Raw genomic sequence first — 25233 nt, 5'->3', positions numbered from 1 at the left:
TGATCAGGGGGCCATTGCCCCTTATGATGCGAGCTGTTTTTCCATAGATGACCTGAGCGAGATGAAGCTACGAACGGCCTTATTGGCGGCGCTGTTTCTCAGCGGCTGTCAAAACCTGAGCCATCAGGATGACCGGGCGATAACGGCAATCGAGCCGATCAAATCCCCCCAAGTCAGCAAGAAAACGTACAAGAAACACTCTTCCAGAATGCTGTTCGGCGACGAACAGTTAGAAGAGATGGATGACACCGATAACCTGTGGGTGCGTATCAGCGATGATATGCAGCTGGACTCGTACGAAAATGCCCGAGTCCGCCAGCAGCGTGATTGGTTACTTCGTAATGATAAGCATATGGCGACCATTGCCAGCCGGGCTGAGCCCTACCTGTATCTGATGGTAGAGGAAATCGAACGGCGTGAGCTGCCAATGGAGCTTATTACCATCCCCATGATCGAGAGCATGTTCGATCCCAATGCCCGCTCCCGCAGCAATGCGGTCGGTCTTTGGCAGTTCGTTCCGGCTACCGGCAAGAACTTCGGCCTGCGCCACGACAACTGGTATGACGGCCGCCGCGATGTATTGGCCTCCACCAATGCCGCACTGGACTATCTGGAGTACCTGAACCGTTTCTTCGACGGCGACTGGTTGCAGACGCTGGCCGCTTACAATGCCGGTGAAGGTCGGGTACGCAATGCCATCATCCGCAATCAGAAGGCCGGTCGGCCGACCGATTACTGGTCGCTGGACCTGCCCCGTGAAACCCGGATGTATGTGCCCAAGATCCTGGCCATGGCCGACATGATCCGCAATGCGGACAAGTACAATGTCACCCTGCCGGTGCTGGCCAACAAGCCGCAACTGCGGACCATCAACACAGGTGGCCAGATCGACCTGAACGTGGCGGCGCAGCTGGCCGGTGTCTCCGCTTCCCAGCTCAAGGCCCTCAATCCGGCACTCAAGCGTGGCATGACCTCGCCGCGAGGCCCCTACAACCTGTTGGTACCCGTCGAGTACGCCGACACCCTGGAGCTGGCCCTGGCCGATCTGCCCCAGCGTGAACGTACCCGTGGCGTACGCTCCTATCAGGTCACCAGCGGTGATACCCTCTCCCGCATCGCCCAGAACCACGGGGTGAGCGTGCAGCAACTCAAGCTGGCGAACAACCTGCGCGGCACCAATCTGCGCCGTGGCCAGAGCCTGATCATTCCCAACGGGGGACATGCGAGCCAGGCCGTTCAGAGCAAGCCACAACAGCTGGCGAGTGGCAACAAGATCCAGTATCAGGTGCGCTCCGGTGACAATCTGTGGAGCATCAGTCAGGCCCACGGGGTGACCCACGCCGATCTGGCCAAGTGGAACGGCTTGAGCACCAAGTCGGCCCTGAAACCAGGCATGAAGCTGGTGGTCTGGCCCAAGCAGGGCAAGGGCAGCAACAAGTCCATGGTCTATCAGGTGCGCCGCGGGGATTCTCTCTCCTCCATCGCCGCCCGCTTCCAGGTCGCCGTCAACGACGTGATGCGCTGGAACCAGCTCGGCAAGAGCGACTACCTCAAGCCGGGGCAGGAGCTGACCCTGTTCGTGAAGAACAACAGCTGATTGCTTATCACCATACAAAAAAATACCCCGCGAGTGCGGGGTATTTTTTTATCTACCATCTATCACCCCTCAGGGGGTGATGGCCTGGGCCGCGAACCGCGCCATGATGGGATTATGGTCCGAGGCATCGGTGGCCGGTGAGCTCACTTCCACCAGGTCCAGGTTGCGGTAGTAGAGGTGATCCAGCGGACGGCCGAAGGCGGTTCGACGCAAGTCGGGCACGGGAATGGCTTCCTGCAGGCCGAGCTCGCCGACCAGCTTGTTCAGCCAGAACTCGCGCTTGTCGCTCCAGGTGTTGAAGTCTCCCCCCAGGATGACAGGGCCCTGATGGCGATGGATCAAGGCGGTCAGATCGTTGAGCTGTTCGCGGAAGGTGGCCATCCCTAACTCGAAATTGACCGCATGCAGGTTGACCACCAGCACACCGTCAGGATCCCCCTGCAAGGGGTAGAGACTCACCAGACCGGACTTGGGGATGCGCAGCAGCGGCTCGGGGGAGCGCACACCACAGACGAAGGCCTGCGGTGTCTTGGCCACCGTCATGACACCGAAGGAGACGCCTCCCTGGGTGAACGCCTGCAGCTGTTGCCACTGAAAATCACCCGCACGCAGCCAGTGCAGCATCTCGGGCCGGGTCGCCGACTCCTGCAGCAGCACCAGATCCTGAGACTTGGCATATTCATTCAGCCCTTCACGCCAGTTCTTGCGCTGACCCTTGTAGAGATTCCAGACGGTGATGCCGAACTCGCGGGGCAAGGCGGTGGAAGCCAGCGCCACCAGAGGCGGCTTCTGACAATCGACGCCGGGCACTATGCCCGCCGCCGTAACCAGGTGATCCTGATCCGGCACCTCGAAACAACCAACCAGCCCCAGCGTCAGCAGGGACGTCCCCAGAATCCGATAACTATTTTTCATTGGCTAACAATCACCTGCCTCTGCAACGTACCATGAGCCTCACAGAGGTCATAGACGCCGACTAGTCTCATTATTCGTGTCCGGCCCGACTCATCCATGAAGGATCCCGCAATGGCGAGACAGCACCAGTACCGTGTGACATTTTATGATCAACAAGGAACTTGTCATCAAGTGGAGCTTTCCACCATCTATCAGATCAGACGGGATCCCCAGTGCGATCTCTGTCTGTTCGACACGGATCAGTGCGTCGGCTCGGAAGAGATGCTGGAACGCATGATACGGCAAAAAACCGGGCTTGAGCAGGAAATATCCATCATCAACGCCCGGCTCATCTGAGCAGATTCAGACCGGAACGGGGCGTGATTTACCCTGATCGTCGATGGCCACGTAGGTAAAGACCCCTTCCGTCACGCAGTAACGCTGGGCCTCGTTCTCCCGCAGCACCGGCTTGACCCAGACCTCCAGTTTGAGACGCATGGAGCTGCGCCCCACCTTCAGGCAGCGACCGTAGCAGCACACCACGTCGCCCACCTTGACCGGGCTGTGGAAGGTCATGCCCTCCACCGAGACGGTACAGATGCGTCCTTTTGCCAACTCCTTGGCCATGATGCCCCCACCTATATCCATCTGGGACATGATCCAGCCCCCGAAGATATCGCCATTGGGGTTGGTATCGGCTGGCATCGCCAGGGTTCTCAGCAACAGCTCCCCATCGGGATGACGCTTTGTCTCTTCCATCATTACTGCTCTCTCTATCATGGATGGCGGCATGATAGGGGGCGATCCCGCCCTTGGCAAACCTCAATTGCCCGGCGGGCCCGCACCGCACAAGGCTCGCGGGCCCAGCCATCGGCAAAGAAGACCAGGTTGAAGCCCATCCTGACTCACCCTTGCAAGGACGCCTGCGCGGCAAACCAGTGGGCCGGATCCGGCCAGCGATAGACAAAACCCAGTCGCTGGCAGATGCGCTGCCCCTCGATGGGGGAAAAATCCCCCGCCGGCTCGATGAACTGCGGGGGCGCCAGCCCGAGCAGACGGCTCGCGAAGGGATAGAGCTGCTCCCGGCGCGGGTGGACCGGGGCGCTCAGGTTGTAGGTGTCCCCCTCCTGCCCCACCGCCAGCATCAGCTGGCAGGCTGCCACCACATCGTCCAGATGCACCAGGTTCACCGCCTGCCCTCCTCCTGCCAGCGTCTTGCCCGCGAGGAAGCACCCGGGGTGCCTGTCCGGGCCGTAGAGGCCGGCCGGACGCAGCACCATGGCACAGGCAAAGCCGCCCTTCTGGACAGCCAGTTCTGCCGCCCGCATCCGCTCTCCCCTGGCGCTGGCCGGGCTCGGGGTCCCATCCTCCCCCTGCCCTGGCGCCCACACCGAGGTCGCGCTGATAAAGAGCACCTTGCCAGCACCTGCCGCCCTAGCCAGCTGACACAGCCGTGCCACCGACGCCGGGTAATCCTCGGTCTTGCTGGGGGGCACGCAGATCACCAGATCGCGGCAGCGAAACGGCAGCAGGCCCGTCATGTCCGGGGCCAGCAGCAGCGGCCAGGCCGCGATGCCCCCGTCACGCAACCGGGTCGCCTTCTCGAGGGAGCTGACTGTCACGGCGACGGACTGGCCCTGCGCCTGCAATGCCCGGGCCAACGGCAACCCCAGCCAGCCTGCACCCACTATTCCCGTCTGATACTCATGTTCGGTTGTCATCGGCAAAATCTCGGCAAAAAAAAACGGCCATCCTATGATGACCGTCGAAAGTAACGAAGGAAATAGCCGGATGAACCGGTTACCTCCCACAGCGGGAAAATCGGGAGCGCACGCTCCTAATTCGTGGGGCCTATGCTAGTGACTGCGCGGTTAAAAAGCTTTGAAGCGGATCACAGTTGAAAAGGATTTCTGAAAGCGCTTTCAATGTTTGGCGAGAAAATTGGCCCACTTGGGGCCAATCCATCGCTCAGGCCACAGACTCCCGGCGTACCAGTTCCGCTTCAAACTTGAGCGCCAAGCCCTCCACCGGCTTGTGATCCAGCAGGCGCAAGGCCAGCTCCGCGGCCCGCTCTCCCATCTCCTCGATGGGGTAGCGCACCGTGGTGAGCTTGGGATAGATGTAACGGGCATAGGGGATGTCATCGAAACCGACCACCGAGACCTGTTGCGGTATCTTGTAGCCCCGCTCCAGCAGGCAGGAGATGGCACCCGCCACCATGGCATCATTGAAGCCCAGCACGGCCGTGAAGGAGACGCCGCGCTCCAGCAGCTCGCTCATGGCCACATAGCCCCCCTTCTCGTCGGCGAAGGCGCGACCGATGAGGGCGGGATCCAGCTCGATGCCAGCCCGTTGCAGGGCGACACGATAGCCGGCCATCCGCTGCTGGCCGTCGACGAACTCCTCGTCATCCGAGGTGATGAAGGCGATCCGGCTGTGTCCCGCATCCAGCAGGTGCTGGCAGGCCGTGGTGATGCCCGCCTGGTTGTCGAGCCAGACGCAGCGCTCCTCGCAGCCCGGCACCTGGCGATTGATGAAGACGATGGGGGTGGACCCCGACGCCAGCTCGCTCAGCTCCTCGTCCGGCAGCGCCTTGCTGTGCAGGATCAGGGCGTCACACTGGCGTTGCAGCAGCGCCTGGATGGCGTGACGCTCCCGGGCCGCGTCGTGGTTGCCGGAGACCACTATGGTGAACTTGTTCGCCTTGTCGACCATGCTCTCGATGCCACGCATCATCTGGGCGAAGAAGGGGCCACCACAGAGATCCCCAACCAGGACACCGATGCAGTTGGAACGCTTGCTTACCAGGGCCTGGGCGAAGCTGTTTGGACGAAAACTCAGCTCCTTCATGGCCGCGAGCACGGCCTCGCGCTTCTCGGGTGCAACCTGCGCCGTGTTGTTGATGACTCGCGACACCGTCGAAATGGACACATTCGCCAGCTGAGATACGTCTTTGATCGTTGCCACTCTAAATTCCTTTGTTGGGGAAGCCTGTCTGTGTTGATCGGGCATTATATCGAACCAGTCAGACCAAGACGCGGCGCCCGATCACCTGACAGGTTTCCTTTTGTAACAAAGCTTAAGGGATAATAACCATTCTGAGGCAAGAATGGGAGGCAGTCGCTGACACGACTGCCCCCGCACTCAATAGGCGTGATTGAGCTCGCGTTCCGACATGAAACGCAGGGGTTGCTGCAGCTTGTGCTGGTAGATGAGATCGAAGGAGAGCACGTTCTGGACGTAGTTGCGTGTCTCCCGATAGGGGATGCTCTCCACCCAGACATCCATCGGTTTGTTCGTGCTCTGTTCCCGCCAGCGTTTGACCCTGCCGGGGCCCGCATTGTAGGCCGCCGCCGCCAGGATCCGGTTGCCGTCATACACGTCCAGCAGCCGCTTGAGATAGGCGCTGCCGAGGCGAATGTTCATGGCCGGGTCGAACAGCTGCTGCTCGTTGCGATAGGGTACTCCCAGCTTGCTGGCGGTCTCTCTCGCGGTGGCTGGCATCAGCTGCATCAGGCCACGCGCCCCGACCGGCGACTGCGCCAGCGGATAGAGGGCGCTCTCCTGACGAGAGATGGCATAGAGCAGGCTGGTGTTCATGGTGCGCTCCTGCGCCATCTGGGAGAAGGTACGCTTGAGGGGCAAGGGGAAACGCAAGTCCAGCGCATCCCAGGCCTCGGCCCGGATGCTGGAGAGGATCGCCAGCTCGTGCCAGCCCTGGTTGAGGGCGATATGACCGAACTCCAGGCGCTGGGCCACGGGGTTGCGATCCATGTTGTGGATCCACTCAGAGCGCGCCGCCGTGATCTCGTTCATCGCCAGCAGCTCGCGCACCCGCACCAGGAAAGGCCAGCGGCTGCTGGCGGTGCGCCAGTCCGGCACCTTGTGCCCCACGCTCTGGTTCTTGATGCGATAGGGCACACCGGTGCGCTGCGCCGCCATGAAGCCATAGAAGCCGCGCAGATTGGCGGTCTCGAGATAAAGCTCCCGCGCCGGTTTTTGCCGCCCCTGCACCTCCAGGGAGCGTGCCAGCCAGTAGCGCCAGCGATCCTCCTTCTGCAGTGCCATGGGCATCCGCTTGACCCAGCCTTCGAGGCCGCGCCAATCCTGCTCCCAGATGGCGAGGCGTGCCCGCAGCTCCACCAGCTCGGCATCCTTCATCCGCACCAGGGTCGCGTCCAGCCAGCTGCGCTGGGCGGTGGATCTGTCCAGCAGCAGGCGGCGGGCGGCGGCCCGCTCCACCCGAGCAACCTCGGCCTGGTTCAGGCCGAAGCGGCGTTTCATCTCCCCCAGCTGGCGCAGGGCGGGCTCGGGTTGCTCGTTGGCATAGCGGGCCAGGCCCAGGGAGAGCAACTGCCTCGACTGCGGCGCCGTCGTGAAATAAACCGGGTTCATCACCCTGGCCGGTTGCTCAAACAGGGCAATCATCTGATCCCCATAGGATTTCAGACTCCCCCCCAGCTGGGCGCCGAGGTGGCGGATGAGATTGGGGTTCTGCGCCTCGAAAGCCAGGTTCATCCGCTGCCAGATCTTCTCCTGGGTGCGCAGGCCTGCCTGCTGCCAGAGCTGGAACAGGGGATCGCAGGCATCGGGCCTGGACTGGCCGCTCAGCCAGAGCTTGCCCGCTTCCTGCAGGGCCTCGCTCTTGTGGCCGGTGTAGTAGCGGGCCTGGTAGTGCATGCAGAGCAGATCGGTGGAGTTCGGCTTGGCCGGGTAGAAGCGCAGGAATTGGGACCACTGCTGGCTCTGGGCCAGGTAGGTGAGGTAAGCGCGCTCCAGACGGTTGGACTGGGGGGTATCCCCGTGCTGGCGGATGAAACGGGTCACGTCGTTGTAATCTGCCGCCCCGGGCCGGAACGCCAGCTGGTAGTAATCCAGATAGGGCAGCAGCGGATAGTGGTTGAGACGGGCGCGGATCTGCTGGAAGCGCTCCTGATCGTTGGCACGCACGGCGTCATAGCCCTCACGATAGAGGGACTGCTCCATGGTTTGCGCAAAGACGGGTGCCACAAGCCCTGGCACGCACAGCGCCGAAAAGATGATTCCCTGCACGGCTTTCACGAAAGGCATTCTCCCTTAAGAAGAGGCATAACCACCGCCCGTTGGCGGTGGTGAGATACCTTCATTCTACCCGTTAAATATGGGCGCTACGCCACACTATTTTTGTCGGCAGGAGCAGCGCGATCATGGCGGGTCAGGCGGCTGATGTAGCGCTCCAGATAGGGCACGGGCAGCGGCTTGGAGGCGAGATAGCCCTGGAAGAAATGGCAGCCCTGCGCCTGCAGGAATTCCAGCTGCTGGCGGGACTCGACCCCCTCGGCCGTCACGTTGAATCCCATGTGGCGGGCCATGGCGATCACCGCCTCGACGATGGCCATGTTGTCACCATCCTTGGGGATGTCCTGGATGAAGGATCGGTCGATCTTAAGTTCATCGGCGGGCAGCCGTTTGAGGTAGCTCAGGGAGGAGTAGCCCGCACCGAAATCATCGATGGCGAAGCTGATGCCAAGGGTCTTGAGCTCGGCCATCTTGCTGATGGTGTCCTCCGCATGGCCGAGCACCACGGACTCGGTGATCTCCAGGTTCAGACAGGAGGGGTCCATGCCGGTGGCGGCCAGCACATCGTGAATGCGATCGACGAAATCGTGGGCATGGAACTGCTTGGCACTGACGTTGACCGACAGCTGGGGCACGTGGATCCCGTTCTCCTCCCAGGAGACATATTGGGTACAGGCCTCATGCAACACCCAATTGCCGATGTCGACGATGAGATCCGTCTCCTCTGCGATGGGGATGAACTCCGCAGGAGAGACCAGGGCCCGCCCCGGCGGCTGCCAGCGGATAAGCGCCTCCACCCCGATGATGTCACCCCCTTCGACCATGTGCTGGGGTTGATAGTGGAGGGTCAGCTCCTGATTGTTGAGGGCACTGCGCAGTTCGTTGTGAATGAGCAGGCGCCGATCAGCCTGCAACTGCATGGAAGCATCGAAGAAACGCCGCGTCTTGCGGCCCGCCGACTTGGCCTGATACATGGCGGTGTCGGCCTGCTTGAGCAGGTCCCCGGCTTCCTGCTCCCGGCCAGGGAACAGGGTGATACCGACGCTGGCTCCGATGTGCAGCACCTGGCCGCCGTGACTGTAAGGGGCGGCAATCTCCCCGATGAGCCGCTCCGCGATGAGGTCGGCCTGCATCTCGGCCTGGGGCGGGCTGATGGAGAGGCCGGGCAGCAGCAACACGAACTCGTCACCACCGAGTCGGGCCAGACAATCCCCCTGTCGCACCAACCGCTTGAGGCGGCTCGCCACCTCCTTGAGCAACCAGTCGCCAGTGGCATGACCCAGGGAGTCGTTGATGGTCTTGAAGTGATCGAGATCGATGAACAGCAGGGCACCGATCAGGTGCTCGCGGCTCGCCTCCGCAAACGCCTGGGCCAGGGTCTCATGGAGCTGACGGCGATTGGGCAAACCGGTCAGCTCGTCGTAATAGGCGAGATCCTGGATGCGGCGCTCCGCCGCCTTACGCTCGGAGATGTCTTCGAAGAAGATGACATAGTGGCTGATGCCCCCCTTGTCATCCTGGACCGGCGTGACGATTTCCCACTGGGGATAGACATGGCCGTCGGCGTGCAGACGCAGGGTCTCCCCCTGCCAGCGATCCAGGGCGTTCAGCTCATAGCCTAGCCCCCCGAGACCGGACCAGAGGTCGTTGCCAAGGTGCAGGCCTATCACTCCCTGGCTGTCGAAGCCGGTGATCTGGCTGAAGGCGTAATTGACCCGCAGGATCTTGAAGTCGGGATCCGTGATGATGATGCCTTCATGGGTTTCGAACGCCACCGCAGAAAGCCGCATCAGAGCGTCGCTCTGCAGGCGCTCCAGCTCGGCCACCATGCGCACCGAGAAGATGGTCAGCACGGATCCCAGATCGGCGGTCTGGGTCTGGTTCGGGAACAGCAGGGCGAGATGGCCCAGGATCTGGCCACTGCGATCCAGCAGTGGCTGGGCGTAGTAGTGCTGGCCCGGGGGCAGGCAGGTGCAGCCGATAAGAGGTTCACTCACGGGGGTCGCACTGGTGACGCCCTGCCTGTAGAGCTGCTGGCAGGGCATGTCAGCCAGGGCATACTCCTTGAAGTCGATGCCGTGGCTCGCCAGCACCCTGAGCCGGTCAAGGCCCACTCGTTCCGTCAGCCAGACCGCGTTGGCCCCCAGAATATGGGCGAGCTCGTTGACCAAGGTATGACAGAAATCGAGGCCAGTCCTCGCGGAGAGCGCCTGCGCCAGCTGAGCCAGCAAGGGCGCCTGCAGCAGAGGAAGTGGCGGAGTGATGCCGGCTGACGGCTCGGCGCGGCTCACGGCATTGTGGGACATCTCCAGCGGTGCCAGCCAGCCGCAGCAGAGCTGCTGGGCCGGCACATACTGGCCGTACCAGAGCACATGATGCACAGTGCCAGCCTCATCGCAGAGGTGGCCGATGAACTGACCGGGTTGGCCCGAATGGTGGAGTCTTGCGAGAAAATCGGCGAAACCGGCTTCATCTTCTTTTGCCAGTTGGCGGGCCCAGGGATGAGCCCCTTCCTCCTGCCAGGGCTGGCAAGAGAGATGATCAGACAGGCTCCACTGCTCATGCTGCCGATCATAAAACCACATCATCTGGGTGGCTTGTTGCTTCATTTACGACTCCAACACTACAACCACGTTATCCACCCCGACACATGCAGAAAAGCATGTCCGTTTGTGCGCATATCACCACCGGCGCATGGCAATCCTTTTGCGATGCGATAAACGATGTGGGTAGAGAAAATGCGAGACTGAGCGGTGAAAACCAGACATCGGGTCGACACAAGGCGCTGCCAAGGGAGGGACAGAAACGATCCTATTCGCGCATACTGCCTGCCCGTTTCGTTGAGCTCAAGCGGTTTTTGGCATGAAACGGGAAAAGCTCACAATTTAGGGATTGCCGGATCACCAAGGGGATGTTTTGTGACGCATGTCACATTTTCATCCAGCTACATGGGTAATCTGAGGGTGAAGACACAAGCAAGACGACCCGAAGGGGGCCAAGTATGAAAATCGAAATGACCAGTAAAATCATCGACATTACCCCAGCCATCCGCGAGCGCATTGAATCCCGTTTTGAAAAGCTCGAGCGTCTTCAGGTGCCTCTTATCACACCCCATGTGATCATTTCCAAAGAGCGTTTGATGTATATCGTCGAGGCCACCGCCGGCATTCCCAACGGCAAGTTGTTTGCGCAGGCAGAGCACGAGGATCTGTATGCCGCCATCACGGATCTGGGCCAGAAGCTGGAGCGCCAGCTCAATCGCCACATCGAAAAACCCCTCGCTCGCCGCGCGGCGGTCGTAGGCAAGGACGTTCCCGAGGTGGACGAAGCCGACGCCTGATCCAGACTGTTATCTCTTCATTAATGCAAAAAGGCGGGTCATCCCGCCTTCTTGCATCTTGTTCCTGTGCCTCTGGCATCAAGCCAGCCAGCGCAAGCGTGCATCCACTCCGCGCGTCAGATCATCCAGCAACGGCAGCATGAGCAAGGGATCCTCGTCTCTTGGCTGGGAAGCCAGCTTGCCTTGCCAGCGTTCCCGCCCAAGCGCCGAGAGATTGTCATACACCGCGGGATCCAGCGCCGGTGTCCGGTTGACCAGCGGAGGGGATCGCAGCGCCAGCCAGAGCCGCACATCGGCCATGCAACCCCCCTGCTGCAGACGCTCGTTGAGCGCACCGGCGTCTGACTCCTGCAGATCTCCCTGCAAGGCGGCCTGGGGCATCAGGCCGAAATGGGTACGCCATGCCTGCTCTTGCTGCGGCGCCGCCGGCGCGCCCCCAAACCAGGGTTGCTCCTCGACCGCGTCGGTCAGTAGCGCCAGGTGCAGCCGGAAGTCGGCCCTGTCTCCCTGGCGGAGATCCTGGTTGAGCCGCTGGCCCAACTGGGCTTCATCGACGAGCAATCGATCACGAATCGCACTGGGCAGCATGAGATAAATCTTGGAAATGAAGGTTTCATTGCTTATCGGCCGTGAACCCAATCCTTTAAGCATTAAAAATCCCTGCCAAGGGGTTCACAAGCGCGACAGATCTGTTAGTATGCGCCTCGCACTTGGGGAGGGGTTCCCGAGCGGCCAAAGGGATCAGACTGTAAATCTGACGGCTCTGCCTTCGAAGGTTCGAATCCTTCTCCCTCCACCATTTTTCTGAAGACCCGGCCTCGCGCCGGGTTTTTGCTTTTCCGGGCCATCTCAATCCCGCCCTGCCAGACAGCACCATGAAAAACGGGAGGCCTTGGCCTCCCGTTGTTGTGCTCATGCCTTCACAGGGTGAAGCGATAGAAGATGTCTACCGCCTGGGCCACCCCGCTCATGGCCTGCAGATAGAGCCTGGGCATCAGCTCGTAGCGCAGCTTGAACTCGGCGATGGGGCTGAACACCCCGACGCCGTACTGGAACTGCAAGCCGGGCAACAGGTAGGCAGACAGGGTCACCTGGGTATCGTCACCGCTCCCTGCGGTGTCGAGTGCCACATCGCTCATGCCAAGGGACTCCCCGATACTGGAGACCACGCCACTGGCCTGGCTCACCGCCCCTGCCACCAGCAGGCCGTTGAAGCCGCCATCCTCACCACTGGTCTGCAGCCCCTTGCCGCGCAGCAGGTAGGAGAGCTGCTCGGACTGCGCCATCTGCGGCTCGGAATAAACGGTGATCTTCGGCTTGGCCGCCGGCCCAGTCACCCGAACCCCGACGGTCACATTATCCTCTATGGTATCGGGATCCCGGTAGGCCTCGATGTTGAGATAGGGCTGATCGATGGGGCCGGAGAAAAGGATCCGCCCCTCCTTGATGATGAGGTTCTGACCATAGGCCTTGAAGCGCCCATCCTTGAGTTCCAGCTGACCATTGCCCGCCAGCGGCTTGGAGGGATCCTGGCGAATGCCGAGCGCTCCCGTCACCTTGGTCTTGAGCCCCATGGCCTCCAGCCGGACATCGTCACCGAGGCGGATGGCGAGCTTGATCTCCATCGGCAGGGGCGCCGTCTTGGGCACCGGCGGCAGATCGTCATAGATGACGGTCACATCATCTGAGACCGCTACCGCACTCTCCGGCAGTGTCTTGACCAGGATGCGCGACCAGGGGATGTCCACCTGACCGCTGACCCTGGTCTCCTCTCCCAGGGAGATGGCGATGTCCGGCGTCACCCTGACCCGGCCCATTCCCGGGTATTGGGCTTCCAGATCCTTGCCTTTGATGGTGAGGCTGCCGGTCACCGGCAGCCTGGCCCAGCTCAGCCAGCCCCCCAGCGTGAGCGGCCCCTTGCCCACCAGCATGGAGCCGTCGAGTTCGGCCCGGTTGCCGTCTATCTTGAGGCGGGTCACCAGCCTGGAGAGGGTCACCATGTCGGAGTGGGTCTGCACCTCCCCCTCCAGCAGGTTCAGCTCACCGTACAGCAGGGGCGCGGCCAGGGTGCCATCGAAGCGGGCATCGGCCGAGATGATCCCCTGCAGGGAGCGCACCTCGGGGATGAGGGGAGCAAAGGTCGTCAGCTTGAGATCGTCAAACTTGAGCTGACCCGATAATTGGCCACGGCCAGCAGGTTCGCGGATCAGCAGGTCGGTGTCGATATTGCCGATCTGTCTGGAGGCGAAATCGACCCGGATGGCGGCCTGCTGGCGCTCGAAGTCCAAGCCCAGCTCGAGGCGCTGATACTCGGTCTTGAGCTCGTCGGCCACGAAGGTGCCCGGCGTGGTGCGCACTGTGGCGTGCAGGGTCGGCTGATTGCCGCGCCAGCTGGCGCGCCCGTCCGCCGACAGTACCGCCAGCCAGCGGAAGTTGTCCGGCAACCAGGGACGCAGCCGCTTGAGGTCGAACTCGCTCAAGGCAAACTCCAGGCTCCCCTGGGCGGCCGAGATTTGGCTGCCCTTGACACAGAGGCTGGCCTTCTGGGAGCCCAGGCAGAGATCCCCCATGGTCAGCTGCTGCCTGGCCAAGTCCAGATCCAGGGACCAGGGGGCGGACAGGGTCCAGCGTTTGAGGGGGGTCTTCAGCTTGAGCTCGGAGAGGGCGCCACGCCAGCGATCCCCGCGCAGGCTGCCATTCAGGCTCAGATCCGCCGCCACCGGATCCCCCTTCATGGTCAAGGTGAGTCCGTGGCGGTCGAGATCGCCACTCAGGTTCAGGGCTATCTGGGAGAGCGTGGTCGTCCCCTGCACCAGGCTGGCCACCGTCAGGGCCAGCTCGCCGGCCGGCTTGTCCCCCACCAGAGCATTGCCCTTGATGGCCGTCTTCTTGAACACGGTTCCCGCATAGGCGAGGCGGCTCGAGGCCAGATCCACATTCACCCTCGGTGCCTGCTGGTTGCCGGTGACACGCACCTGTCCCTTGAGATCACCGCCGAGACCGGGGTAGATGCCGCCGAGCTTGGGGGCATCTACCTGGGCATCCAGCTTCCAGGCCTGGGCGGTGAGCGACCCCTTGGCCTGCAACTGGTTGGGGCCGCTTTGCAGCGCCAGGGCCGGGATGGTCCACTCCATCTTGTCGTTGCCGCTGAGAGATCCCTTGAGCGCCAGGGGATACTGGTTGAGCTTGCCGTCGACCTTGAGCTCCGGCAGCGCCAACTGCCAGTGGCCCGCCTCGTCCAGCTCGAAGCGGCTGGCTATCTTGCCCGCCAGCGTCCCCTTGATCTCGGGCACCAGCTCGGCCGGGTTGATCCCCTTGAACTCGGTGGTGCCCTGCCACTGGACGCCCTTGCGCCATGCGAGCTTGCCATCGAGCTTGAACTCCCCCTTCAGGGCATTGAGCAGCAGTTCGACCCGACTCAGCTGGCCGAGATCCCCCTTGCCCGAGAGCGCCACCTTGAAGGGGGGCACGTCCGTCCCCTTGCCGGCGGTCTTGAGCGCAAACTGATAGCCCGAGAGCTTGCCCTTGGCGCTCAGGGTGCCCTTGTCCAGCCGGTAGCTGGGCTCATCCTTGACGGGCTTGTGAAGGGGCCATGCAAGGCTCTTCCAGTCCAGTGCCAGATCGAAGGGCAAGTCGGGATCCAGCGTCGCCAGCGTCCCCTTGAGATTGGCGGTGACCGGTCCCTTGGCCTTGAGCGCCAACCCCAGCTTGCCCACGGAGCCCTCCAGGATCAGGTTCGCCTGCTCCCCCTTGAACTGGTTCTCCAGCAATCCCTTGCGGGCTTTGGCATCCAGGGTCAGGGCGAGGGGATAATCCGAGGTCAGGGTGGCATGGCCCTTGAGCACCAGATCCGCCATGGCGTGGCGCAAGGAGAGCTCGCGCACGTCGATACGATCATCCTGAGCACGGGCCGACAGTTGCAGGGTGTCGAGTCCCTCGACCAGCTCCCCTTGCTGGTAGCGAACCCGGGTCGCCGCGAGCCCTTCCAGCTGGATGGGGAATGGCAGGCGGATCTCGGGCAGCAGGATGGGCTCGGGCTTGCTCGCGGCCTTCTCCTTGCCGCTCTTGTCAGCCAGGCTCTCCTCGGACGGCTTGCCCGCCGTCAGAGAGGAGTCCTTCTCCTGCTTGTTCGGTTTGTCCTGCTTGTCAGCGGCAGCCTTGTTCTGCACCGGCTTGGCGGGTTTCTTCCCTTTGTCGGCAGGCGTTTTGCTGGCGGCAGCCTCCTTGGGGGCCTCTGCCAGCACTATGTCGAGATCATCGAGCACGGGCCCGCGCACGATGAGCCCCTTGCGATCCAGGGTGGCGCCTATCTCCAGATCCTTGAGGGTCACCCCAACACCGGGCACGGCCAGGTCCAAATCCGTCACCTTGAGGCTGTCCACCTGGATGCGCAGTGGCAACGGGCGCCAGACGAAGGGCTCGGTGGGCTCTTCCGGCACAGGCTCAGACTCGGCGACCTTCACCACCGGGCGGGTGACCGTCAGGGACTTGATCCAGAGCTTGCCCTGCAGCAGCTTGCCGAGATCCCAGTCCAGCACGGCCCGCTCCACCGTGACGTCCACCAGCTCGTCCTGCCAGCCGACCCCTTCCAGGGTCCAGCCATAGCCGAGCTGGCCCGCTACCAGCTCCCCCTTGAGGGAAGGCAGCGCCCCTTTGGCCTGCTGCCACAGCCACTTGTTGCCCTGATGGGTGAAGCCCAGCAGGCTGACACCGATGAGCAGCAGGAAGACAAGCCCCATGAGCCACAAGAAAATACGCTTTACCCAGATCACAGCGCAGACCCCCGCGAAAGAGGCAGCCGCAGCGGCCAGGAGAAATAAAAACGAGGATGAGTGGGTTCAAACCGGATCATAATTCGGGCCCCAGCGCGAAATGCAGCCGCAACGGCTTGTCCTCCTCGGAGATGGCCACCGCCAGGTCGAGCCTGACCTGGCCGATGGGCGTCACCCAGCGCACCCCCACCCCGGTGCCTATCTTCCAGGCTTCGCTGTAGTCGACGGTTGCCGTGCCGCCATCCACGAACAGGGCGCCGAGCCACTTCTCGCTGAAGCGGTAGTTGTACTCCAGGCTGCCCACACTGGTGTAGCGCCCGCCGGTGAGCTTGCCATCCTCGTCCTTCGGCGAGACGGTCTCATAGCCGTAGCCACGTATGGTCTGATCGCCACCAGTGAAGAAACGCAGGGAGGGGGGCACCAGGGAGAAGTCATCCCCTATGATGGCCCCCTGCTCGACCCGCATCAGGAAGCGGTGATCCTCTCCCAGGGTGCGCAACCACTTGCTGCGTCCCCACACCCGCATGAAGTTGATGTCCGAGCCCCAGTAAGGGCTGGAGAATTCCGTCGTCAGCTGCTGACGATCCCCCCAGTCCGGTACCAAGCCACCGCGCACCCGCAGCCGCGACCAGGAGACCCCGGGGATCAGCAGCAGACTGTTCCCCTCGTCGTTGCCCTGCACGTAGCGCTCATTCTCCAGCCGGATGAAGACGTCCCTGTCCCAGCTCTCCGGCCGCCGCTTCCAGCGGTGCACGCCGAAGGTGGCCAGATCGGATCGGGTATCGTTGTTGTCGGTGTACTGATAGCCGGCCTGCAGGGAGTAGTAGTCCCGCAGCGGGTTGCCGACCGGGATCTGGTAGTCGAAACTGAGCTCCGCCTCCGGGGCCGAGATCTTGGCGGTGCTGGAGAGGCTGTGGCCATAACGGTTGACCCAGGGCTTCTCCCAGGTGGCACTCAGGCGCGGCCCCACGTCCGTGGCATAGCCGATACCGGTTTCGATCTCGTGGTCGACCCGGTTCGAGAGGGTCACCTGCACCGGCACCAAGTTGCCCTCGGCCTGGCTGATCATGGGCTTGATGTCCACCTGCTTGAACAGCTTGGTGGAGGAGACGTCCTGGGACATCTCGGCCAGCCGGATCGCCAGATAGGGATCGCCACTCTTGATGTTGATGAGCGGCCGGATCAGGCGCAGGGCCTCCGGCGTCGCATCGTAGTGGATCTCGCCGAAGTGATAGCGGGGACCGGAGCGGAACAGGATATAGATCTCGGCCTTGCCCTGATCCGGGAAGACTTTCACCTGACTCTTGCTGATCTTGGCGTCAAAATAGCCCCGCGCCAGCCCCAGGCTGCCGAGATCCGCCTTGATGGACTCGTACTTGCCATGGTTGAGGGGATCCCCCTCCTTCAGGGGCAACTTGTCCAGCAGCTCGCTGTAGACCTCGTCGCTGCCCGCCTCCCCTTCCAGCAGAATGTCGAGGCGCGAGATGAGCACGGGCTCCCCCCGCGCTATCTCGATCACTACCCTGGCGGGGGATTTCTTGTCGCGAGTGAGGGTGATCTTCGGCTGGTAGTAGCCATAGACCTGCAGGGCTTTTTGCACGCTCTCGGTGATCTTGGCGCGGGCGGGACGATACTGGCGCTCCTGGTAGACCGGCAGGGCATTGAGATAGGCCTCGACGTTATCCTTCTGCTCCCCCTTGATGCCCTTGATCTGATAGGTCAGCTTGGCCGCCATGGCGGGGGTCATCAGCAGCCACAGAGAGAGGGCGAGCAGCAAGGTGCCGAGCCCGGGGCGACGGGTTCGCCCGGGTGAGGTGAACCCGGCAGGCAAAATAGGATGGCATCCTGTCAAACGTCAATTTCCCCGAATAACATAATTAAAAAACTGTTCGATTTAGAATGATAATGGGGCTCACTCCAGGCGAGCGCGGCTCATCCTAGCATAACCGCAGTCCCGAAATCCCCCTCTCCCCCGGGGCTGGCGTCCTCTTCCGGGGCCGCCTTTCACCTGGGCCTGACAGGAAAACAGTCCGCCAATGAGGGAAAGTGTGCACTCTCCCGGCAAGGGTCGTACAAAAAATCGGCACCCAGGTCCGATACCGGCAGCACCTTCCCATCGCCGCCCGTGACTCAGCTGCGCTCGCCACGCGACAGTCCCTGTCGGACGGCCCTGGACCTTGAGACCCAGGATCCCCTGGCAGACTTGACATCACCGTCTGGCGCCCCCATTGCCATATTCTGCTATTGAACAGGAAAATAAGTTTAAATCAACAACTTGAATAGGTGGCACTAAAGCTTCGTTCAATCCAATCGATTTATCCCGCTGCCACTGCCACCTTCCCTGCCCCACACTGATGTCATCAATCGCAGGAGAGATCCCATGCCCTTACGTAGCGAACAACTGGCTGATTACATAGCCGACCGACTCGAATTCGTCACCTTCCTGGCCTGTTGCAGTGCCCTGCTGGCCCTGTTGACCGGCATGAATGGCCAGCAGGCCCTGGCCTTCACCGCCCTCAACCTGCCCTTCGGGCTCGCCCTGCTGCTGGGCCTGGCCATGCTGGCACCGCTGCCAGCCCACTGGCGCCTGCCCGGGATAGTCCTGCTGCTGGTCGGTGGCGCCCTGCTCACCCTGCAGCTCGGCGGCGACTGGCTCAATCCCCTGGCCATCTGGAGCCTCTACGCCCTGCTGGGGCTGGAGATCCTCTGGCAGTCTCGCCCCAGGTCACGTCTGGCGACCCATCCCCGCGGCTGATGTGCCGCCGGCGGGGCTGACGCGCGCACCGAATTGGAGTACCCTTGCGCCCCCTTTACCCTCGCCGAGGAGCGTTCCGATGAAAAAAGCCTGTGCTCAGCACATCCTGGTCAAGACCGAAAAAGAGTGTCTCGAGATCAAGGAAAAACTCGCCAAGGGGGCCGACTTCGGCCAGATGGCCAAGCGCTTCTCCACCTGCGCCTCCGCCAAGCGCAGCGGCGATCTGGGGGAGTTCTCCAAGGGGGACATGGTCAAGGCCTTTGACGATGCCGTCTTCAAGGGGGAACTCCTGACCGTGCTGGGGCCGGTGCGCACCAAGTTCGGCTTCCACCTCATCAAGGTGCTCTACCGCAACTGAGGGCCCTCCCCGCGCCCCCTGCCCTGACAAGGGCTCGAACGGACCCTGGCCGCCGCCCTGCAGCGCCTGCGGCCCAGGGCGGCAAAAAGCGCCAAGATAAAGATAATTTACTAACGTTATCAGACAATTAAGTTTATCCTTCTGGGCATTGCTCCATCATAACCAGTGGATCCTGCATATGCACAGCTATTTGTGGTGGCCCCTGCTGGCCTGGTTGCTGCCCCTGGGGGGCGCCCTCGGCAGCCGGGCTCATCTCTGGCCCTGGTGGCTCGGTTTCGCCCTCTGCCTCGCGAGCGCCCTGATAAGCCTCTGGCTCCTGCTGCGCCTGCCCTGGCGCTACCGCAGCTCCCCCTGTCTGTGGGCCGATGCCTGGGGCATAGCCCCCCTGCTGCTGCCCCTGCTGTTTGTCGTTCAAGCGCTGCGCTCGCCGCTCACCAACGACGTCAGCACGGATCCCCATCATCCGCCCCGTCTGCTGTGGGCCGAGCAGCTGAGAACGACACAGGATCTCCCCGTCAATCCCCCTCCCTTGCAAGTTTTTCCCGGCAACCCCGGTCCTCTCTATACCCACGCCTCCCCGGCAGAGGTGCTCGCCGAAGCGGACGAGCTGATGACGGAGCTCGGCTGGCGGGTGCGCCCGAGCCCGGACGGCCTCGATGCCGTGGTCACCACCGGCTGGTTCGGCTTTGAGGATGACGTGGCGCTGCGGGTCTTCACCGGGCCGAAAGAGACCCGGGTCGACATGCGATCCGCCTCCCGTCAGGGGCGCAGCGATCTGGGGGTCAACCGGGCACGGATCCAGAACTTCCTGATCCGGCTCAACGAGCGGCTGGGGGGTGCCTACAAACCCAAGATGCAGAAAATGGAACAAGAGGAATAACATGCGCGTTGAGGTCAAGCCTGATCGGGAATATGCCTGGTTTATCCGCCCCTTTTTCTGGCTGCAGCAGCGCAACTACGGTCAGGTGCTGATCCCGGGCAAGTGCTGGGGCCGCTCGCCGCGCCTGTTTGCCGCCGTCGCCACCCTCTACGGCGTCATCAACCGCAAGCGCTCCCCCATAGACCCCGTGCTGCGCTCCCTGGTGACGGTGCGGGTCTCCCAGCTCAACTGGTGCCGCTTCTGCGTCGACATCAACGCCATGACCCTCATCAAGCGCGCCGGCTCCAGCGACAAGGTGGAGGCGCTGGCCCAGTGGCGCCAAAGCCCCCTGTTCGATGAGCGCGAGCGAGCGGTGCTCGACTACACCGAGGCCATGACGGGGCTGGACGGGGTGAGCGACGAGCAGGTCGCGCGGCTCAAGCCCTGGTTCGATGATGATGCCCTGGTGGAGCTGACCGGCCTCATCGCCTTCCAGAACATGTCGGCCAAGTTCAATGCCGCCCTCGACATCGCCCCCCAGGGCTTCTGCCAGTTGCCGGTGCAGCCCGAGCGCCCGGTGTCCTCCGACAGGGACGGCCAATGAGCCGGGGCCGCCTGCTGCTGTTGCTGGTGATGGGGAGTCTGGTCGGCGCCTTCTTCGCCTTCGATCTCGATGCCTACCTCAGCCTCTCCCGGTTGCAGGCCCACCAGGTGCAAGCCTCGGCCTGGGTGCAGGCGCACTTCGGCCAGGCGGCCCTGTTGTTCACGCTCCTCTACGTGGCAACCACAGCCCTCTCCCTGCCCGGCGCCGCCCTGCTGACCCTGGGGGGCAGCGCCCTATTCGGCGTCGGCTGGGGGCTGCTGCTGGTCTCCTTTGCCAGCACCCTGGGAGCCACCCTGGCCTTTCTCAGCGCCCGCTTCCTGCTGCGCGACTGGGTGAGCCGACGCTTCGGGGACAAGCTGGCCACTTTTGAGGCCGGCATGGCGAAGGATGGGGCCTTCTATCTGCTGAGCCTGCGCCTCATCCCCCTCTTCCCATTCTTTCTGGTCAACCTGCTGATGGGGCTCACCCCCATCAGAGTCAGTACCTACTACTGGGTCAGCCAGCTCGGCATGCTGCCGGGCACCTTCGTCTATGTGCTGGCGGGCAGCGAGCTCGCCACCCTCACCAGCACGGGCAAGATCCTCTCCCCCGGTCTGATGGCGGCCCTGACCCTGCTCGGCCTGATGCCCTGGCTGATGCGCTGGCTGCAACGCAGGCTCGCTCTGCGCCGGTTGCACACCCCCTATCGCAAACCGGCTCGCTTCGACTACAACCTGCTGGTGGTGGGCGCCGGTGCCGGGGGCCTGGTCACCAGCTACATAGCCGCCGCGGTCAAGGCCAGGGTGGCACTGATCGAGCAGCACAAAATGGGGGGGGATTGCCTCAACACCGGCTGCGTTCCCTCCAAGGCGCTGATCCGAAGCGCCCGCTTCGCCGTTGAACAGCGCAAGGCAGACGAGCTTGGCTTCAGCCCCAGTCAATCACAGGCCGATTTTGCCGCCGTGATGGCACGGGTAGCGACGGTGATCAAGGAGGTCGAGCCCCACGATTCGGTTGAACGCTATCAAGGACTGGGGGTGGAGTGCATCCAGGGCCGGGCCCGCCTCGTCTCCCCCTGGGAGCTGGAGGTGGACGGCAGACGCCTGAGCAGCCGCCACATCGTCATCGCCACCGGGGCCAGGCCTCTGGTGCCCAAGCTGCCGGGTCTCGAGCAGGTGCCCTACCTCACCTCGGACAGCCTCTGGCAGCTACGCGAACCTCCCCGCCACCTGCTGGTGCTCGGTGGCGGCCCCATCGGCTGCGAGCTGGCTCAGAGCCTTGCCCTGCTCGGCATTCCCGTCACCCTGGTGGAGCTCGCCGATCAGCTGCTGCCCCGGGAAGAGCGGGAGGTCGCCGAGGCGCTGGCCGAACAGATGACCCACGACGGCGTAACCCTGCTCACCGGCTGGCGGGCTGAGCGCGCCGACTATGAGCCCGCGGTTGAGGGCACTCTGCCTATCCGGCTGCAACTGCGCCGGGGGGAGGAAACACACCTGGTTGAGGGGGATCAGCTGCTGCTGGCGCTCGGCCGGGTGGCCAACGTCAGCGGCTTCGGGCTCGAAGAGCTGGGGGTGGAGCTGGCCCCCCGTGGCACCATAGCAGTCGATGGCTTCCTCGCCACCAACTACCCCAGCATACTGGCGGTGGGAGACGTCGCTGGCCCTTACCAGTTCACCCACTTCGCCGCCCATCAGGCCTGGTATGCCGCCGTCAACGCCCTCTTTGGCCAGTTCAGACGCTTCAAGGCTGACTACAGGGTGATCCCGGCGGCCACCTACACCAGCCCCGAGATTGCCCGGGTCGGCCTCAACCGCAAGGAGGCCGAGGCCCAAGGCATTCCCTTCGAGGCGACCCGCTTCAATCTGGCCGAGCTGGATCGCGCCATCGCCGACGGGGAGCGCCACGGCTTTGTCGAGGTGCTGACGGTGCCGGGCAAGGATAAAATCCTTGGCGCCACCATAGTGGGCGCTCACGCCGGCGAGCGGATCGCCGAATTTGTGCTCGCCATGCGCCACCGCCTGGGGCTTGGCAAGATCCTGGGCACCATCCACGCCTATCCCACCCTGATGGAGGGGAACAAATACGTGGCGGGCGAGTGGAAGCGGGCCCACCAGCCCACCCGCCTGCTGACCCTGCTGGCCCGTTATCACAGTTGGCGCCGCGGCGCCTGAGCCCACGAGACCCTCACCATGTTCAAGACCCGAGTTCGCGCCCTGCTCCGTCCCCTGCTCGCCACCGCCCTGCTGCTGACGACCCAGCTCCACGCCGCCGAGATGACCTGGCAACAGACCCTCGCCGAGGCGAAGGGCCAGCGCGTCTATTTCAATGCCTGGGGCGGCAGCCCGGAGATCAACGCCTACCTGGTATGGGCGGGTCAGGAGATTGAGCGCCAATACGGGGTCACCCTGGTGCAGGTGAAGGTGGATGACATAGCCCAGAGCGTCAGCCAGCTGCTGGCCAGCAAGCAGGCGGGCAAGACGTCGGACGGCCCCATCGACCTGCTCTGGGTCAACGGCGAGAACTTCAAGGTGCTCAAGGAGCAGGGGCTGCTGGGGGCCCCTTTCACCCAGGATCTGCCGAACATGGCCCTGGTGGACACCAAGTTGCCGGTGCACGAGGACTTCACCCTGCCGGTCGCCGGGCTCGAGGCCCCCTGGGGCATAGGGCAGCTCAATCTGATGGTCAACACGGAGGAAGTCACCACAGCGCCCACCTCGGCGGCCGAGCTGCTCGCCTGGGCCAAGGCTCATCCCGGGCGCTTCACCTATCCCAAGCCGCCCCAGTTCCATGGTTCCAGCTTTCTCAAGCAGATCTTGCTGGAACTGACCGATGATCCTGCGCCCCTCTATCGGGAGGCGAACGACGCCGACTTTGCCCGCCTCACGGCCCCGCTCTGGGTCTGGCTCGATCAGCTGCACCCCGTGCTCTGGCGCAAGGGCAAACTCTTCCCCACCAGCGCCGCCGAAACCAAACAGTTGCTCGATGACGGCGAGCTGGCCATGGCTATCAGCTTCAACCCGGGCGAGGCCCGGAGTTCGGTGCAAAACGGCACCCTGCCCCCTGCGGTGAGGGCCGTTGCCATGGCCAAGGGGGCCCTGACCAACAGCCACTTCCTCGCCATCCCCTTCAACGCCAGCGCCCGGGCCGGCGCCAAGGTGGTGGCCAACTTCCTGTTAAGCCCTGCCGCCCAGGCCCGCAAGGCGGATCCCGCGTTCTGGGGCGACCCCAGCGTGCTGCGCCAGGATGCCCTGCCGGGGAACAGCCAGCCGGCCCTGCGCTTCAAGGCGGTGGCCGAACCCCATCCCAGCTGGCAGACCCGGCTGGAAGCGGTCTGGGCCGAACGCTACGGCCACTAGACCATGAGCATCCGGCCCTGGCGCCTCCTCTTTCTCCTGCTGTGCGCCCTGTCGCTGGCCGCGCCTGTCGCCAGCGGTCTGCTGCTCCTGCTGCTTGAAGGCCTGGCCAAAGGCCATGTCAGCCTGCTGCTCGCCCAGCCCGGGCTCTGGTACTCGATGGGCCTGAGCCTCTGGGTGGCGGGGGCCTCCACCCTGGGGGCCCTGCTCTTCACCGCCCTGCTGCTCGCCCGGGGGGAGGGGCGCCCCTGGATGCGCTGGCTGCGTCGCCTGCTCTCCCCCTTGCTGGCCCTGCCCCACGTCGCCTTCGCCATCGGCGTGGCCTTCCTGCTCGCCCCCTCCGGCTGGTTGTTGCGCCTGATCTCCCCGGCACTCACCGGCTTTGACTTGCCGCCCGACTGGCAGACCCTGAGAGATCCCTGGGGGCTCGGCCTCATCCTGGCGCTCATCTTGAAAGAGACCCCCTTTCTGCTGCTGATGGCGCTCTCGGCCCTCGACCCTGCCCGAGTCAGCCGCCAGCAGTGGCTTGGGCAAACCATGGGCTTCAGCGGGCCGCAGATCTGGTGGCGCCTGCTGCTGCCCGCGCTCTGGCCCGCCCTGCGCCTGCCCCTCTATGCGGTGGCGGCCTATGGCCTGGGGGTAGTGGATCTCGCCCTGCTGCTGGGGCCCGATGCGCCAGCTCCCCTGGCGGTGCGGCTCTGGCTCTGGTATCAGGACCCGGACCTCCAGTGGCGCGGGGCCAGCGCCAGCGGCGCCCTGCTGCTGCTGGCGCTCAACCTCTTGCTGCTCGCCGCCCTGCGGCTGCTGGAGTGGAGCCACGGGGCGCTTGGCAAGGCCCACTGGCTGGACGGCAGGCGCAGCCTCCCCTCGCCCTGGCCCGAGCGCCTCACCCGGGCAGGGGTCTGGGTCCTGCTCGCCATCAACCTGCTGGTGCTGGCCTCCCTGCTGCTCTGGTCCCTGGCCCGGCGCTGGTCCTTCCCCGCGCTCTGGCCCAGCGAATGGAGCGGCCACCACTGGCTGGCGCTGCTGCCCACCCTGGGGCCCCTGCTGTGGCAGAGCCTGTGGCTGGCCCTGCTCTGCGCCGGCCTCTCGCTGCTGCTGGCGGTGCTCGCCCTGGAGGCGCAGCAGGGCCGCCGCCCCCACCACAGCCAGTGGCCGCTCTGGCTCATCTGCCTGCCGCTGCTGCTGCCCCAGGCCAGTCTGCTGTTCGGACTGCGCCTGCAGCTCGACTGGTTCGGCGGCGTCGACGGCATAGGTCCGGGCTGGGTGCTGTGGAGCCAGCTGCTGTTTGTCTTCCCTTATGTCTATCTCTGCCTGCACGGCCCCTATCGCCAGTTCGACGATCGCCTCACCCGGGCGGCACTCTCCCTCGGGGCCAGCCCCTGGCGCGCCTGGTGGCAGGTGAAGGGGCCGCTGCTGGCGCGGCCGCTGCTGTTCGCCTTCGGGGTCGGTGCGGCGGTGAGCCTGGCCCAATACCTGCCCACCCTGCTGTTTGGCGCAGGCCGCGTGGTCACCATCACCACCGAGGCGGTGGCCATCGGCAGCGGCCTCAACCGGCGACTGGCTGGCCTCTATGGCCTGCTGCAACTGCTGTTGCCACTCTTCATCTACGGCCTGGTGCTCTGGCTACCTCGCCGTATCAACCCCGCACTGAGGCATTGATC

The 25233-nt window shown here is 63.6% G+C and carries 19 protein-coding genes and 1 tRNA gene; 11 read left to right on the top strand and 9 right to left on the bottom strand.

Going from position 1 to position 25233, the window contains the following annotated elements:
* Window positions 1-61 precede the first annotated feature (61 nt).
* Window positions 62-1597, top strand: coding sequence for a LysM peptidoglycan-binding domain-containing protein (locus tag ACB039_RS01815; protein WP_371165009.1), 1536 nt, complete (start codon window positions 62-64; stop codon window positions 1595-1597).
* A 69-nt stretch (window positions 1598-1666) separates the two neighbouring features.
* Here the strand turns inward: ACB039_RS01815 and ACB039_RS01810 are convergent, their stop codons facing one another.
* The gene (locus ACB039_RS01810; protein ID WP_005325583.1) at window positions 1667-2512 is read right to left on the bottom strand and encodes an endonuclease/exonuclease/phosphatase family protein; all 846 of its coding nucleotides are present in this window, start codon (window positions 2510-2512) and stop codon (window positions 1667-1669) included.
* A 111-nt stretch (window positions 2513-2623) separates the two neighbouring features.
* On the opposite strand from ACB039_RS01810, the gene ACB039_RS01805 reads away from it, so the two are divergent.
* Window positions 2624-2848, top strand: a complete 225-nt coding sequence (locus tag ACB039_RS01805; protein ID WP_042650248.1) for a hypothetical protein — start codon at window positions 2624-2626, stop codon at window positions 2846-2848.
* A 6-nt stretch (window positions 2849-2854) separates the two neighbouring features.
* Here ACB039_RS01805 and yciA read toward each other — a convergent pair whose 3' ends face one another.
* The 5 genes from yciA to ACB039_RS01780 form a co-directional block, all read right to left on the bottom strand.
* Complete coding sequence (gene yciA / locus ACB039_RS01800) at window positions 2855-3253, bottom strand: acyl-CoA thioester hydrolase YciA (protein ID WP_005325590.1); 399 nt, start codon at window positions 3251-3253, stop codon at window positions 2855-2857.
* Window positions 3254-3396: 143 nt separating this feature from the next.
* A complete protein-coding gene (locus tag ACB039_RS01795; protein WP_371165008.1) occupies window positions 3397-4212 on the bottom strand; it encodes an NAD-dependent epimerase/dehydratase family protein in 816 nt (271 codons plus the stop codon).
* Window positions 4213-4459: 247 nt separating this feature from the next.
* On the bottom strand, window positions 4460-5458 hold the full coding sequence (locus tag ACB039_RS01790; RefSeq protein ID WP_319917749.1) for a LacI family DNA-binding transcriptional regulator: 999 nt from the start codon (window positions 5456-5458) through the stop codon (window positions 4460-4462).
* Window positions 5459-5635: 177 nt separating this feature from the next.
* Window positions 5636-7552 (bottom strand): transglycosylase SLT domain-containing protein, encoded by a 1917-nt coding sequence (locus ACB039_RS01785; RefSeq protein ID WP_371165007.1) that lies wholly within the window; start codon window positions 7550-7552, stop codon window positions 5636-5638.
* Window positions 7553-7638: 86 nt separating this feature from the next.
* Complete coding sequence (locus ACB039_RS01780; RefSeq protein ID WP_043132845.1) at window positions 7639-10158, bottom strand: bifunctional diguanylate cyclase/phosphodiesterase; 2520 nt, start codon at window positions 10156-10158, stop codon at window positions 7639-7641.
* Between the two features lie 392 nt (window positions 10159-10550).
* Between ACB039_RS01780 and hpf the strand changes: the two genes are divergently transcribed.
* Entirely contained in the window at window positions 10551-10889 is a 339-nt protein-coding gene (hpf, locus tag ACB039_RS01775) for a ribosome hibernation-promoting factor, HPF/YfiA family (RefSeq protein WP_005325604.1), read from the top strand.
* A 78-nt stretch (window positions 10890-10967) separates the two neighbouring features.
* On the opposite strand, the gene ACB039_RS01770 is transcribed toward hpf, so the two are convergent.
* Window positions 10968-11477 (bottom strand): VC2046/SO_2500 family protein, encoded by a 510-nt coding sequence (locus ACB039_RS01770; protein ID WP_042650245.1) that lies wholly within the window; start codon window positions 11475-11477, stop codon window positions 10968-10970.
* Between the two features lie 126 nt (window positions 11478-11603).
* Between ACB039_RS01770 and ACB039_RS01765 the strand changes: the two genes are divergently transcribed.
* Window positions 11604-11688: transfer RNA gene (locus ACB039_RS01765), tRNA-Tyr, on the top strand.
* Between the two features lie 121 nt (window positions 11689-11809).
* Here ACB039_RS01765 and ACB039_RS01760 read toward each other — a convergent pair.
* Window positions 11810-15661 (bottom strand): translocation/assembly module TamB domain-containing protein, encoded by a 3852-nt coding sequence (locus ACB039_RS01760; RefSeq protein ID WP_371165006.1) that lies wholly within the window; start codon window positions 15659-15661, stop codon window positions 11810-11812.
* Window positions 15662-15737: 76 nt separating this feature from the next.
* Entirely contained in the window at window positions 15738-17513 is a 1776-nt protein-coding gene (locus ACB039_RS01755; protein ID WP_371165005.1) for an autotransporter assembly complex family protein, read from the bottom strand.
* A 528-nt stretch (window positions 17514-18041) separates the two neighbouring features.
* On the opposite strand from ACB039_RS01755, the gene ACB039_RS01750 reads away from it, so the two are divergent.
* From ACB039_RS01750 to ACB039_RS01720, 7 genes are all read left to right on the top strand, one after another.
* A complete protein-coding gene (locus ACB039_RS01750; protein ID WP_317841165.1) occupies window positions 18042-18416 on the top strand; it encodes a hypothetical protein in 375 nt (124 codons plus the stop codon).
* A 79-nt stretch (window positions 18417-18495) separates the two neighbouring features.
* Window positions 18496-18774 carry a peptidylprolyl isomerase gene (locus ACB039_RS01745; RefSeq protein WP_042650241.1) on the top strand — a complete coding sequence of 93 codons (279 nt, stop codon included), beginning with the start codon at window positions 18496-18498 and terminating at the stop codon, window positions 18772-18774.
* A gap of 178 nt (window positions 18775-18952) precedes the next feature.
* On the top strand, window positions 18953-19654 hold the full coding sequence (locus tag ACB039_RS01740) for a DUF1499 domain-containing protein (protein ID WP_371165004.1): 702 nt from the start codon (window positions 18953-18955) through the stop codon (window positions 19652-19654).
* A gap of 1 nt (window position 19655) precedes the next feature.
* Complete coding sequence (locus tag ACB039_RS01735; RefSeq protein WP_371165003.1) at window positions 19656-20237, top strand: carboxymuconolactone decarboxylase family protein; 582 nt, start codon at window positions 19656-19658, stop codon at window positions 20235-20237.
* On the top strand, window positions 20234-22387 hold the full coding sequence (locus ACB039_RS01730) for an FAD-dependent oxidoreductase (protein WP_371165002.1): 2154 nt from the start codon (window positions 20234-20236) through the stop codon (window positions 22385-22387). The genes ACB039_RS01735 and ACB039_RS01730 overlap by 4 nt, the downstream gene beginning before the upstream one ends.
* 18 nt (window positions 22388-22405) lie before the next feature.
* Window positions 22406-23572, top strand: coding sequence for an ABC transporter substrate-binding protein (locus tag ACB039_RS01725; RefSeq protein ID WP_371165001.1), 1167 nt, complete (start codon window positions 22406-22408; stop codon window positions 23570-23572).
* 3 nt (window positions 23573-23575) lie between these two features.
* Window positions 23576-25231 carry an ABC transporter permease gene (locus ACB039_RS01720; protein WP_182785792.1) on the top strand — a complete coding sequence of 552 codons (1656 nt, stop codon included), beginning with the start codon at window positions 23576-23578 and terminating at the stop codon, window positions 25229-25231.
* Window positions 25232-25233: the final 2 nt, after the last annotated feature.

The organism is Aeromonas sp. S2(2024) (genome assembly GCF_041402505.1).
Lineage (GTDB): Bacteria > Pseudomonadota > Gammaproteobacteria > Enterobacterales > Aeromonadaceae > Aeromonas > Aeromonas media.
The sequence above is the reverse complement of the archived record's forward strand: the minus strand, read 5'-3'. Positions and strand labels throughout refer to the sequence as shown.

What these genes read in the sequence shown, in the direction of transcription:
- ACB039_RS01805 (WP_042650248.1), top strand. Translation starts at nt 2,624, where the DNA reads ATGGCGAGACAGCACCAGTACCGTGTGACATTTTATGATCAACAAGGA.
- ACB039_RS01725 (WP_371165001.1), top strand. Translation starts at nt 22,406, where the DNA reads ATGTTCAAGACCCGAGTTCGCGCCCTGCTCCGTCCCCTGCTCGCCACC.
- hpf (WP_005325604.1), top strand. Translation starts at nt 10,551, where the DNA reads ATGAAAATCGAAATGACCAGTAAAATCATCGACATTACCCCAGCCATC.
- ACB039_RS01750 (WP_317841165.1), top strand. Translation starts at nt 18,042, where the DNA reads ATGCCCTTACGTAGCGAACAACTGGCTGATTACATAGCCGACCGACTC.
- ACB039_RS01795 (WP_371165008.1), bottom strand. Translation starts at nt 4,212, where the DNA reads ATGACAACCGAACATGAGTATCAGACGGGAATAGTGGGTGCAGGCTGG.
- ACB039_RS01735 (WP_371165003.1), top strand. Translation starts at nt 19,656, where the DNA reads ATGCGCGTTGAGGTCAAGCCTGATCGGGAATATGCCTGGTTTATCCGC.
- ACB039_RS01720 (WP_182785792.1), top strand. Translation starts at nt 23,576, where the DNA reads ATGAGCATCCGGCCCTGGCGCCTCCTCTTTCTCCTGCTGTGCGCCCTG.
- ACB039_RS01770 (WP_042650245.1), bottom strand. Translation starts at nt 11,477, where the DNA reads ATGCTGCCCAGTGCGATTCGTGATCGATTGCTCGTCGATGAAGCCCAG.
- ACB039_RS01745 (WP_042650241.1), top strand. Translation starts at nt 18,496, where the DNA reads ATGAAAAAAGCCTGTGCTCAGCACATCCTGGTCAAGACCGAAAAAGAG.
- ACB039_RS01730 (WP_371165002.1), top strand. Translation starts at nt 20,234, where the DNA reads ATGAGCCGGGGCCGCCTGCTGCTGTTGCTGGTGATGGGGAGTCTGGTC.
- ACB039_RS01780 (WP_043132845.1), bottom strand. Translation starts at nt 10,158, where the DNA reads ATGAAGCAACAAGCCACCCAGATGATGTGGTTTTATGATCGGCAGCAT.
- ACB039_RS01815 (WP_371165009.1), top strand. Translation starts at nt 62, where the DNA reads ATGAAGCTACGAACGGCCTTATTGGCGGCGCTGTTTCTCAGCGGCTGT.
- ACB039_RS01810 (WP_005325583.1), bottom strand. Translation starts at nt 2,512, where the DNA reads ATGAAAAATAGTTATCGGATTCTGGGGACGTCCCTGCTGACGCTGGGG.
- ACB039_RS01740 (WP_371165004.1), top strand. Translation starts at nt 18,953, where the DNA reads ATGCACAGCTATTTGTGGTGGCCCCTGCTGGCCTGGTTGCTGCCCCTG.
- yciA (WP_005325590.1), bottom strand. Translation starts at nt 3,253, where the DNA reads ATGATGGAAGAGACAAAGCGTCATCCCGATGGGGAGCTGTTGCTGAGA.